The organism is Streptomyces sp. PCS3-D2 (genome assembly GCF_000612545.2).
Lineage (GTDB): Bacteria > Actinomycetota > Actinomycetes > Streptomycetales > Streptomycetaceae > Streptomyces.
The window spans coordinates 562,816-575,329 of record NZ_CP097800.1 but is presented as its reverse complement, the minus strand read 5'-3'; the positions used below and the strand labels follow the sequence as shown (position 1 = coordinate 575,329).

Below are 12,514 nucleotides of genomic sequence, written 5' to 3'. Positions count from 1 at the left end.
CGAACGCGGTGGTTTCGACCGCCTACCTGCTGCGTGCCGTATGGGACGAAGAGCCGCCCGCCACGGCGCGCGCCGCACTGCAGACGTGCGTCCTCCGGCTGCGCCGGCTGTTCGCCAAGTACGGCATATCCGCCACCGTCATCGAGGCCGTTCCCGGCGGATACCGGATGCGCTGCGACACCGAGACGCTCGATCTCGTCCGGTTCCGCGCACTCGCGGCCCGGGCCGGATCGGCGGGGGACCCGGGGGAGGAGCTCTACCGGCTGCGCGAGGCGCTCGCCCTCTGGCAGGGGCAGCCCCTCGCCAACGTCGCCTCGCACCTGCTCCAGGAGGACGCGGTACCCGTCCTGGAACAGGAGCGCCTGCGGGTGCTGGAACGGGTATGCGACCTTGAACTCGCCGCCGGCAACTGCCATCAGGTCCTGGTCGACCTGTACGAGAGCGCACGCCGCCACCCGGTACGCGAACGCTTCACCGAACAGCTCGTCGAGGCGCTCTACCGCACCGGACGGCAGGCCGAAGCCCTCGCCGAGTACCGCACGGTCCGCGACCGGCTGCGGGACGAACTCGGCATCGACCCCGGACCGGGACTGCGCCGCCTGGAACTGGCCATCCTGCGCGCCGAAGAGCTCTCGCCCGCCCCGCCGGAACCCCCGCGCGCCGCGGCCGCGGCGGAGCCCGCCGCGCTGCCCGCCGGCCCGTCCGCCCCGGTCCGGACGGCGCACGCGGTGCCGCCCGTACCCGCCTTCGCCGGCCGCGACGCCGACCGCAGGGCCGTGGCCGCCCGGCTCACCGCCGCCGACGGCCCGCGCCTGGTCGTCATCTCGGGAGCGCCGGGCATCGGCAAGTCCGCGCTCGCCCGCCAGACCGCGCACGAGGTCCAGGAGTCCTTCCCCGGAGGTGTGTCGACCCTCCAGCTGACCCGGCCCGATGGGACCCCGGTCGCCGTCGAGGAGGCGGCGCGGCTCATGCCCGAGCCCGCCCCCGGCCGCCGCCTGATCGTCCTCGACGGCGCGGCCGGCGCCTGGCAGGTGCTGCCGCTGCTGCCCGCCGCGGACGGCGCCGCCGTCCTCGTGACCAGCAGGCGCCAGCTGGCCGCCGTCGTCGCCACCCACGGCGGCGCCGTGCACCGGCTCGACGTGCTCCGCTCCGCCGAGGCACACGCCCTGCTCGCCGGGCTCGTCGGCACCGAACGCATCGCGGCCGAGCCCGCGGCGACCCGCGAACTGGCCTTTGTGTGCGGCCACTTCCCGCTCGCCCTGCGGATCGCCGCGGGACGGCTGCTGACCCGGCCCGGCCTGTCGGTCGCCGACTGCGCTGCCTGGCTCGCGGCGGATCCCGTCGCCCGCCTGGCGCTCGCGGAGGACGCGGGGCTCTCCGTGCCCGGTGTCCTGGGGCAGGCGCTCGACGCGCTCGCCCCCGAGCTGCGGGAGGCGTTCCTCCGGCTGGCCGGGCGCGCCGAGGACGCAAGCCCGCCGGCCCCCGACCTCGCGGCCGGTGAGAGCGAGTCCGTACTCGAACAGCTCGTGGAGGCCGGGCTGCTGGAGGACGGGCCGCCCGGCCCGTACCGCCTCCACGGCCTGCTCCGCATCTACGCGCGTTGGCGCCTGCGCGCGCACGAGACGGCGGCCGCGGCCGCACCCCGCTGACCCCTCCCGGCTCGCGCAGCCCCGCCGCGCCTGCCCCCGCACCTCCCGCTCAGATTCTCTCCCCGATCCCGCCCAGACCGCACCCAGGGGTGTCCCCATGGCCCACGCCAGCTATCACGCCGTTGCCGAGACCCGTCCCCGGATCCGCCGGGACGTGCTGTTCACCGAGACGCCCGACGGCGTGCTGTTCCACAACGCGGACGGCGGCTTCCGGCTCACGGCCAAGTCCGCCTACCGCTTCGCGACGCTGATCGTCCCCCACCTCACCGGCGAGCACTCGGTCGCCGACCTGTGCCGGGGGCTCGGCGAGGCACAGCAGGCCATGGTCGGCGAACTCGTGCGGACCCTGTACGAAAGGGACTTCGCCCGTCCTGTCGCCGCCCCCGACGCATCCGCGGCCGAGAAGCCGGCGCCCGCCCCCGACGTGGCCCGCCGGTACGCCCCGCAGATCGCCTACGCCGACCACTACGCCGACGACGCCGAAGCACGGTTCCTGCGCTTCCGCGACACCCGCGTGGCCGTCCTCGGCGACGACGACGTCGCCCGCTGGTGCGCATCGAGCCTGATACGCAACGGCTGCGCGCTCGTCGGCGTGACACCGGCCCTCCGCACCTCACCGCCCGGCACGCCCGAGCTCGACGCCGAGGCGGCCGAGGCCGTCGCCGACGGCTGCCCGGTGGAGCTGCGTACCCTGCCGACGGCCCCGGACCGGCAGCCCTCCTGGTCCGAACTGTCCGAGTACGACCTCGTGGTCGTCACCGGCGGGCGCACCGCGCCCGCACGCCTGCTGCCGCTGCTGCGCACCGGCATCCCGGCCGGCCGCACCCTCCTGCCGGCCTGGTCCTACGGGGCCGACGCCGTCATCGGCCCGCTCATGACCTCCACCGCCACCGGCTGCTGGGCCTGCGCCGCGCTCCGGCTCGGCGCGGCCGCGGGCCGCGACGGTGCCGCGGCGGCCGAGCTCTGGAGCGCCCTGGCCCTGCCGGGCGGGCCGGCCGCGTCCGGCCCGGAGCCCGGGCGGCCACTGGCCGCGATGATCGGCAACCTCCTCGGCTACGAGGTCTTCCGCACCACCAGCGGGGCGCTGCCCGCCGAGACCGCAGGCCAGGTGATCGTGCAGGACATGGCTTCGCTGGACGTGACGGCCGAACCGCTCCTGGCCCACCCGCGCTGCCCGTTCTGCGCCCCGGACGAAGAGGCGACGAGCCGGGCCACGGCCCCCGTGGACCTCGCCGAAGCCGGTACCACCTGCACCCCCGCCCTGCCCACCCTGGACACCGCACGTGCGGCGGAGGCCCTGGTGGAGGAGCTGAACCGGCGCTCCGCGCTCGTCCGTCCGTACACCGGCGTCTTCACGCGCTACGCCGACGAGCCGCTGACCCAGATCCCCCTCAAGCTGAGCGTGGTCGAGTTCGGCACCGGACCCGCGGCCTCCCGGGCGATCGCGGCCTTCGACGTCCACCACGTCGCCGGGGCCCGGATGCGGGCGCTCGACGCGGCGGCCGTGGTCTACGCCGAGCACGTCGTCCCCGCGTACGGTGTAGCCGCCCGTGGCGAAGCCGCGGTCGCGGAAGGCTCGCTGACCATCGCCTCCGGGCTGCCCGGTACGGCCGCCGCCTGGCAGCCGGCCGTCTCCCTGGTCACGAAGGAACCCGCCCTCGTGCCGGCGGGCGCCGTACGCCCCTTCGGCCCGCACAACGGCGACCGGCTCTTCGAGCGGACCCGCGCCGGCGCCGGCGCCGGACCCTCGCCCGCCGACGCGGCCGCCGCGGGCCTGCTCTCCGCCCTGGCCCACGACGCCCTGCTGCGGGCCGTCCGCGGGGCGGCGGCCCTGCCGGTGCCGCTGCCGGACGGCAGCGACGACAGCGGCGACACCGGCGACGCCGAACTCGTTTTCCTCGTACGGTCGGCGGACCGGCTCGGGCTCGCCGTCGAGCTCCTCGACCTCGGCGAGGCCGCGCACTCCGGTGTCCAGGTGCTCCTCGCCCGGGCCGGGGAACGCTGGGCCGTGGGCGCCTGCCTGGACCGACGAACGGCGACGGTGACCGCGCTGCGGGACCTGCTGGGCGCCGTGCAGTTCGAGCGGGACGAGGACGCGCCCGGCGGACCGGCCGACACGGGTGATCCCCTGCTGGCCGACCTCGACGCCCGCACGCTCACCGTCGCGACCGACGGCCGGTCCGCCGACGGCCGGTCCGCCGACGGTTGGTCCGAGGTGCTCGACCGGCTGCGGTCGGCGGGCCGCGACGTCTACGCCGTGTCCACCGGCACCCCGGACCTGGCCTCGGCCGGACTCCACACCGCCAGAGTGCTGCTGACCTCCGCTCAGGAGCCGGGCGATGACCACTGAGCCCCTGGCGCCCGGCCTCTCCGGCCTCCCCGACGCGCTCGGCCCCGACGCGGCGGCCCGCTTCACCGCCCGGCTCGACCGCGACCTCGCGGCGCTCGGAGGCCCCCCGGTCACGCTCACCCCGCTCGGTCTCGCCGACGCCTTCACCCGCCCCGTGCCCGAGCCCCTCGACGGCGCGACCGTGCCCGTGCACCTCTACGGCCACCAGGCGGTCGTCGGGCCGGCCGGCGGCTGCGCCCGTTGCCTGGAACGCCGCTGGCAGGCGGTACGGTCCGTGGCGCTCCGGGACGCCCTCGAACTCGGCGGCGCCACCCGGGCCGCGGGGGACTGGCCCTACGCGCACCCCTTCGCGGCCTCGGCGCTGGCCGCGCTCGTCACGGCCGCCCGGGAGCCCCGCCCCGGCGCTCCCGCAGCGGGCGGCGTCTTCCCCGCCGTCCGGCTGCTGGACCTGCGGACCGGCCGCGTACGCAGCTACCCGCTGGTGCCCGACCCGGAGTGCCCGGTCTGCGCCGCCCCGCAGGAGGACACCGCCGCAGCGGCCGTGCCCGAACTGCCGCCCGCGCCGAAGCACCGGCCCGGGGTGTTCCGCACCCGGCCCGTCGAGTCGTACGGGATCGACGTGGCCGCCTTCGCCAACCCGCTGTGCGGGGCACTGGGCCCCTCGCTCGTCCAGGACGTCTCCTCCACCTCCACCTCCGCCACCATCGGCTGCTTCTCCATGCGCTCGGGTGCGTACCTGCGCGAGACCTTCTGGGGCGGACACACGGACTCCTTCGCGCGCAGCGCGCACGTGGGCGTCCTGGAGGGCCTGGAGCGCTACGCGGGGATGCGGGCCCGGGCCCGCACCACGAGCGTCACCGGCACGCTGAACCGGTTCGGCGCCGACGCGGTGGACCCGAGGGACGTCGGGCTGTACGACGAGGCCTTCCACCGCGACAACCCGCGCGTGCGCCCCTTCGACCCGGACCGGGAGATCGCCTGGGTCTGGGGCTGGTCGCTGCGCGACCGGACGCCCCGCCTGGTCCCGGAGATCCTGACGTACTACCACGCCCCCGGCCTGGAGAACCGGTTCGTGCAGGAGAGCTCCAACGGCTGCGCCTCGGGCGGCAGTCTGGCCGAGGCGGCCTACTTCGGCCTGATGGAGGTCGTCGAGCGCGACGCCTTCCTGCTCAGCTGGTACGGACGTCAGCCGCTCCCGGAGATCGACCCGGCGAGCAGTTCCCGCCCGACCACCCGCGCGATGGTCGACCGGCTGGCGATGTACGGCTACCGGGCCCGGTTCTTCGACACGCGGATCACCTTCCCGGTCCCCGTCGTGACCGCGGTCGCCGAACGCTTCGACGGTGGACCCGGCCGGATGTGCTTCGGCGCGGGCGCCGGCCTCGACCCGGAGTCCGCCCTGGCCTCGGCGCTGTGCGAGATCGCCACGGACGCCGTCAACCTGCCCGGGCGCACCGAGCGCGACGAGGCCCGGCTGCGCGCCATGGCGGCCGATTTCGACCTGGTCACGGCACTGCACGACCATCCGCTCGTCTACGGGATCCCGGAGATGGGAGCCCACGCGGACTTCCTGCTGCGCAGCTCCGGCCGCGAACGCCCGCGGACCGTCGCCGAACTGCGGTGGCCCGACCAGCGGGGCGCGACCGCCTCCGACGACGTGCGCACCGATCTGGAGCGGTGTGTGTCGGCGGTCACCGCCGAGGGGTTCGACATCGTCCTCGTCGACCAGACGATGCCCGAGCAGCGAGCCCTCGGACTGCACACGGTGAGCGTGCTCGTCCCCGGCCTGCTCCCCATCGACTTCGGCTGGTCGCGGCAGCGGGCGCTCGGCATGCCGCGGATGCGGACCGGCCTGTTCGCCGCCGGGCTGCGCGAGCGCCCGCTGGAGCCCGGCGACCTCAACCCGGCACCGCACCCCTTCCCCTGACCGGCCACCGCCGGCGTCCGACCCGAACGCAGGAGGACCCATGGGCCACGCCCATGTCTACGCCCACGAGATCATGCACCGCGGCCGGGTGCCGATGGAGCCCGCCGACTTCGTCCCCGACTGGGCCGACCGGCCCCGCAAGGCCAAGTTCCACCCGGATGCCGAGACGCTCCCCCTACCGGTGCCGCCGCACACGCCGCCGGGGCTCCTGCCGGGCTTCACCCTGCCGCTGCTGTCCGGGATGCTGCGGGACTCCTACGGGCTGACCGGCCGGCGCCTCGCGGTCCAGGCCAACACCGACCTGGCGGCGCTCCCGCACTACCACCACGCGAACTGGTCGCGCGGTACCGCCTCGGGCGGCGGCCTCTACCCGGTGACGGTCCACTGGGCGGCCGGACCCGGCGGACCGCTGACACCCGGGCTCTACCACTACGCTCCCCACCAGCACGGGCTGCGCCGACTGCTCGCCGGCGACGTCACCGGCGACGTCCGGGAGGCCCTCGGTCCGGGCGCGGGCCCGGCCGGACGGGCCACGCAGTACCTCGTCCTCGGCGTCAAGTACTGGCAGAACGCCTTCAAGTACAACAGCTTCTCCTTCCACGCCGTCAGCATGGACGTCGGCGCCCTCGTACAGACCTGGCGGCTGTGGGCGGCGCAGTACGGGCTGCGGATCGACCCCGTGCTGTGGTTCGACGAGGAGCGCCTGGCCCGGCTGCTGGGCGTGGCCCCCGAGGAGGAGGGCGTCTTCGCCGTCGTCCCGCTGACCTGGGAGGGCGGGCGCGAGCCCGGTGCGGGCGGGGCGACGGGCGCCACCACGCGGCACCGGGACGCCGAACGTTCGCGCCGTGTCCTGGAGTTCGAGACCCTGCGGCGCGTCCACCGGGCCACCGAGGGGCGGGCCGCCGACCGCCCGGCGCCCGGAGCGCTGGACGCGGCGGCCGCCCACCCGCCCCGCGGCGCGCAACCGCTGGCGCTGCCCCGGCCCCCCGCGCCGCCGGTCCCGGCCCCCCGCGCCCTACGCGAACGCCGCAGCAGCTTCGGCCGCTTCGACGCCTCCCGGCCCGTCGCCGCCGAACAGCTCGCCGCGGCACTCGCCGACTGCGCGGCCACCCGGTACGGGACCGAGGCCGAGAGCCCCGGCGGCCCCTCCCTCACCTCGCTGTACGCCTTCGTCAACCACGTCCGGGGCATCGACCCGGGCGCGTACGCCTACGACCCGGCCGCGCACACCCTGCGGCTGATCACGGCAGGACCGCCCGGCCCCTTCCTGCAGCGCACCTACTTCCTCTCCAACTACAACCTGGAGCAGGCCGGTGCGGTGCTCGTCCCGACGGTCCGCACCACCGCAGTGCTGGACGGAGTCGGCGACCGCGGCTACCGGCTCGTGGGCGGCACCGTCGGAGCCGTCGCCCAGACCTTCTACACCACGGCCGCGGCCTTCGGCCTGGGCGCCGGGGTGGCCCTCGGCTTCGACAACATCTCCTACATCGAGGAGCTGGGCCTGACCGGCACCGACGAGGCTCCCCTGCTGATCATGCTGCTGGGCCACGAACGTCCCCGGCCGGCCGACTTCCGTCACGAGATCGCCTGAAGGGAGCGGCACGATGAACACCACCGAGTGGCACGCGGGCGACCGCTTCATGCTGCGCGTCGCAGGGCTCCCGCTGTCCGCGGTCGACGTCCTGCGCGCCGACCGCACCCGCGGCTGGGTCGAGGAGGTCCTCACCGCCGAGACCGGTCTGCGCCAGGGCGCCGCGCGACTGGGAGACGCGCTCCACGCGGCCGTCGGGGCCACCGACCCGGCCCCGGACGGCCCGGGCGCGGCCCGGCGCCGCGCGCTGCTGAAGCTGCGCCGCCAGATCCACAACGACCGGCTGCCGGCCCGGCCCGACGCCTCGACGGAAGCCGCCGTCGAAGCCGTCGCCGCCGTGGACGAGGCCGCCGCCGAAGACCTGGCAGGCTGGCTGCACCGGCGCCGCCTGCTGGACAAACTGCTGGCCGAAGGGCCGCAACTGCTCACCGCGGACCTGGCCCGCAATCGGTCCGCGCTGCGCGGCCTGGTCCGCGACGAGCGGCTGCGCGCCGGGCTGCTGCTGGCCTCACCGGTGCTCGAAGGGCAGCTCGACGGATACGCCCGCGCCGGGAACGCGCCGAACGGGCGGGCCCGCAAGGCCGAACGGTCCCTGCTGTCCTACGTGTACCGCACGGCCTGCAAGACGAGCCCGTTCAGCACCCTCACCGCCGTCGCCACCGGACGCTTCACCGACAGCACCGGCGGGGGCGTACCGGGCGGGACGCGGGTGGCCGACGCGTGGAGCAGCAGCGTACGGCTCAACGTCGTCGTCCTCGCCCGGATCGCCGAGCTGATCCAGGCCGACCCGGAACGCCGCCGGGACCTGCCGCTGCGCCTGGCCTCCGGCTGGGGCCACGAGGACGACCGGATCCGCTATGTGCGGCGCTCGGTCACGGCGGGCGACGACGCGGCCGCCGTCACCTTCGACGCGGTCCAGGACCGGCTGTTCTTCCTGCGCCGCAGCGGCACCCTGGAGCGGATCCTCGGCCTGTTCGCCGAGCGTCCCGAGCTGCGCCACCGGGACCTGACCGACTGGCTGGCGGCCGAGCACGCCGCCGGCCCCGAGGAGTGCGAGGCGTACGTCTCCGCCCTCCTCCAGCTCGGCATGGTGCACGCGCCCCGCCTGGACACCCAGGTGCACAGCGGCGACCCGCTGAGCTCCTTCCGGCAGGCGCTGACCTCGCTGGAGCGCCCCTGGGCGGACCGGCTCGCCGCCCTGCTCGAAGCGCCCGCCGCCGCTCTGGCGGGCTACCCGGCCGCCGACCGCGCACAACGGGCCGAACTGCTGCGGGCGCTGCGCAGCGGCCTGCGCCGCGCCCAGGAGGAGCTCGGGGCACCGGACGCGGCCCTGCCGCAGACCCTGCTGTACGAGGACGTGAGCGCCGGCGCTGAACTGCCCTGCCCGCCGCCCGACTGGACCGCGCTGCGGTCGGTCGAGCGGATCCTGCCCGCCTTCGACCTCACACTGGCCCAGCGGATCACCTTCGAAGGGTTCTTCGCCGCCCGCTACGGCGCCGGGGGCCGCTGCGAGGACCTCCTCGGGCTGGTGCACGACTTCCACGAGGACTTCTTCGACCAGTACCTGTCGTTCACCGCCCGGCGCAGACCCTTCGACGAACGCGGCGAGTACGTGCCCGAGGAGAACTGGCTCGGCCTGCCCGGCATCCGCGCCCTGGACGCGGCGCGCCGTGCCTTCACCGGACGGATGCGGCGGGCCTGGACGGCGTACGGGGACGCGCACGGCCGTGACACGGCGGCCGTCCTGCGTCTCGACGAGGCGGACCTCGCGGCGGTCGCGGACGAACTGGGCCCGATCGCAGCGCCGTTCGCGCCGCGCTGCCACCACCTCCAGCTCGGCCGCGACCCGGCCGACGGCACGCCGCTGACCGTGCTGAACCGCTCGTACGGCGGGCTGTCCTTCCCCTTCAGCCGCTTCACCCACGTGTACGACGGGCCGGGCGCCGGCCTCTCGGACGCCCTGCGGGCCACGGCGAACCGGATCACCCCGCCCGGCGCGGTCCTCGCCGAGGTGACGGGCGGCCCGGTCACCACCAACCTGAACCTGCACGGCCGGCTGACCGACTACGAGATCGTCTGCCCCGGCGAGAGCGGCACCCTCCCGCCGGAGCACCGGCTGCACCTGGACGACCTGTACGCCGAACACGTGCCGGCCACCGGGCGCGTGGTGCTGCGGTCGCGCAGCCTCGGGCGCGAGGTGGTCCCCGTCTACCTCGGCTACCTGGTGCCGCTCGCCCTGCCTGCGATCCCGCGCACGCTCCTGCTGCTGTCCCCGTCCTCGATGTCACCGCTCGACGTGTGGGCCGGCGTACCCGAGGGCCCCGCCCGCGACAGCGTGACCACCCGGCCCAGAGTGGTCCACGGCGATGTCGTCCTGAGCCGCCGCAGCTGGACCACCGCGGCCGGCGACCTGCCCGTCCGAGGGGCACTGGAAGCGGGTAACTTCCTGGACTGGCAGCGCTGGCGCCGGGCCCACGGACTGCCGGAACAGGTGTTCGCGACGGTGTCGGCCGGCCCGTCGGCAGCCGGGGCCAAACCGACCTACGTCGACTTCGCGAGCCTGCTGTCGCTCGCGGCCTTCGAGACCCTGCTGCGCGATCCGGCCCACCGGGTTGTCTTCCGGGAGATGCTCCCCGACCCCGGAGGCCTGCACGTGCGCTCGGCGGACGGCGCGCACGTCGCCGAACTGGCCGTCGAGACCTTCACCACCACCCACCGGCACGCAACGGACCCCGAAGACCAGGAAGGCGGCACGCGATGGCCGAGATGACCCCGTCCACCCCCGGCGCCCCCGGCGACACCCGCGGAGCCTGGCAGGCCCTGCACATCTTCTACGCCGCCAACCCGCAGCCGCTGCTGGTGCAGTGCGTCCGGCCGCTGATCGCCGGCCTCACCGCCGACGGGCTCCTCGCCGGGCACTTCTTCATCAACTACTGGCTGGAGGGACCGCACGTGCGGCTGCGGCTGCGCCCGGCCACTCCGGAGGCGGAACCCGAGGTGCGGCGCCGCGCGGAGGAGGCCGTGGCAGCCTTCCTGCGGGCCCGGCCGGCCCTCTACGAGGTCGACTCCGGATTCCTCAACGAGTTCTACAACACGCTCTTCGACATCGAGTTCCCGGAGGGCGACCGGGCGGCCTTCATGGGACCCGACGGCCGGATGAACCTGCGCCCGAACAACTCGTACTCCCGCGAGCCGTACGAGCCCGAATTCGGGAAGTACGGCGGTCCCGCCGGCGTCGAACTCGCCGAATGGCACTTCGCCCGCTCCAGCGACCTGGTCATCGACGCGCTGCACCGCATGAACCTGCACCTGCGCACCGTCCTGCTGGGTACCTCCGCCCAGCTGATGATGGTCATGGCGGGCGTCTTCCTGCCCGACCGGGACGAACTCGCCGGATACCTCGACCGGTACTACGAGTTCTGGCACCAGGCCTTCCCCGGCACCGGGTTCATCGGTTCCCAGGAGTACGACCGGACCTACGGGCAGACCGCCCCCGGGCTCGGCCGCCGTTTCGCCGCCGTGCGCGACGCGCTGGCCTCGGGCGAGACGGGCCGGCTCCCCGCCTTCCTGGCCGGGTGGGCGGAACACTGCCACGAGCTGCGCGAGCGCGCCGAGGCGCTGGCCGCCGACGGGGAACTGGTCTTCCGCTCCTGGGACGGCACCCGCGACGAACGGGTGACGGACCCCGCCGAGGCGCTCCCCCTGCTGCTCTCCCCGTACATGCACATGACCAACAACCGGCTGCACGTCACCATCCGCGACGAGGCGTACCTGGCCCACCTGCTGGGGCGGGTGCTGCGCGAGGGCGAGGTCCCGGCCGGCAGCCCGGCGGTCGCCACATGACCGGGCTGCTGGACCACCGGCCCGCCCTGCGCCCGGAGGTCCTGCTGTCCCCTCCGCTCCTCGCCGGGCCGGCGACCGTCCACCTGGTCAAGGACCCCGTGTCGGGGGCCTCGTTCGAGATCGGCCCCAAGGAGCACTTCCTCGTCTCCCGGCTCGACGGCACCCGCAGCCTGGCGGAGATCGGGACCGAGTACGGCCGGACCTTCGGGCGGCGGCTCGGCGAGGCCAACTGGCAGCAGTTGCTGGCACTCCTCGGCAGCCGCCGGCTGCTCGCCGGTGGCCCGCCGCCCCCCGCGCCCGCCCCGGCCGGACCACCGCTCACGGGCGGCCTGCTCCGCGGTACGCTGCGGCTGGTCGCGGACGCCGATGCCACGACGGCCCGGCTGCACCGCGTCCTGCGCCCGCTCCTGCACCCGGCGGTGCTCGGCGCCCTGCTGCTCGGCTGCCTCGCCATGGAGACCGCGCTCGTCCGGTCCGCCGGCGAACTCGTGTCCTCCTTCGGCTGGTTGCTGCGCCAACCGGTCCCGCTGCTGGCGGTGGCCACCCTCATGTGGCTGAGCACGGCCCTGCACGAGTTCGCGCACGGGGTGGCCGCCCGCCATGTCGGCGGCACCGTGGGCGAGATCGGGCTGCGCTGGCGGCTGCCCGTCGCCATCATGTACTGCACCGTCGACAACTACCGTTTTCTGGAAAGGCGTCGGCAGCAACTTGCGGTCGCCGCCGCGGGCGCCTTCGCCAACCTGCTGTTCCTGCTGCCGTTCTGGCTCTGGTGGACCCTGCTGCCCGCGGGCGACGACCCCGTCCGGCGCACCCTCGCCGCACTGCTGCTCATCGGCAGCGCCCAGGCGCTCGTCAACCTGATCCCCCTGCCCCCGCTGGACGGTTACACGATGCTCGGACACGGCCTGCGCGTCACACGGCTGGCACCCGCCAGTTCGGGGTATCTCCGCCTCCGGATGCGCGACCGGACGGCCGCTGCCGCCTATCCGCCGCGCGCCAGGAGGCTCTACCTCGGCTACGCCGCCGGCTCCGCCGCCCTCGTCCTGCTCCTGGCGGCAGGCCTCACGACAGCCGTCTGGTACGCCGCCACCGCCTGAACCCACCCAGCCTGAACCCACCCAGCCCGAACCCACCCGGCCCGAACCCACTGCACG

At 75.3% G+C, this 12,514-nt stretch carries 7 protein-coding genes; all 7 read left to right on the top strand.

Features of this window, described 5'->3' with window-relative positions:
• The first annotated feature begins 8 nt into the window (after positions 1–8).
• Positions 9–1,649 (top strand): AfsR/SARP family transcriptional regulator, encoded by a 1,641-nt coding sequence (locus AW27_RS02285; protein WP_078555919.1) that lies wholly within the window; start codon positions 9–11, stop codon positions 1,647–1,649.
• A 97-nt stretch (positions 1,650–1,746) separates the two neighbouring features.
• On the top strand, positions 1,747–3,999 hold the full coding sequence (locus tag AW27_RS02280) for a TOMM precursor leader peptide-binding protein (RefSeq protein WP_037918302.1): 2,253 nt from the start codon (positions 1,747–1,749) through the stop codon (positions 3,997–3,999).
• Positions 3,989–5,926, top strand: a complete 1,938-nt coding sequence (locus AW27_RS02275) for a TOMM precursor leader peptide-binding protein (protein WP_052030118.1) — start codon at positions 3,989–3,991, stop codon at positions 5,924–5,926. The genes AW27_RS02280 and AW27_RS02275 overlap by 11 nt, the downstream gene beginning before the upstream one ends.
• 40 nt (positions 5,927–5,966) lie before the next feature.
• Positions 5,967–7,517 carry a SagB family peptide dehydrogenase gene (locus AW27_RS02270; protein ID WP_037917005.1) on the top strand — a complete coding sequence of 517 codons (1,551 nt, stop codon included), beginning with the start codon at positions 5,967–5,969 and terminating at the stop codon, positions 7,515–7,517.
• Between the two features lie 13 nt (positions 7,518–7,530).
• The gene (locus tag AW27_RS02265; RefSeq protein WP_052030119.1) at positions 7,531–10,287 is read left to right on the top strand and encodes a lantibiotic dehydratase; all 2,757 of its coding nucleotides are present in this window, start codon (positions 7,531–7,533) and stop codon (positions 10,285–10,287) included.
• Complete coding sequence (locus AW27_RS02260) at positions 10,284–11,360, top strand: lantibiotic dehydratase C-terminal domain-containing protein (RefSeq protein ID WP_106967532.1); 1,077 nt, start codon at positions 10,284–10,286, stop codon at positions 11,358–11,360. The genes AW27_RS02265 and AW27_RS02260 overlap by 4 nt, the downstream gene beginning before the upstream one ends.
• Positions 11,357–12,457 carry a peptidase M50 gene (locus tag AW27_RS02255; protein WP_037917011.1) on the top strand — a complete coding sequence of 367 codons (1,101 nt, stop codon included), beginning with the start codon at positions 11,357–11,359 and terminating at the stop codon, positions 12,455–12,457. The genes AW27_RS02260 and AW27_RS02255 overlap by 4 nt, the downstream gene beginning before the upstream one ends.
• Positions 12,458–12,514 lie beyond the last annotated feature (57 nt).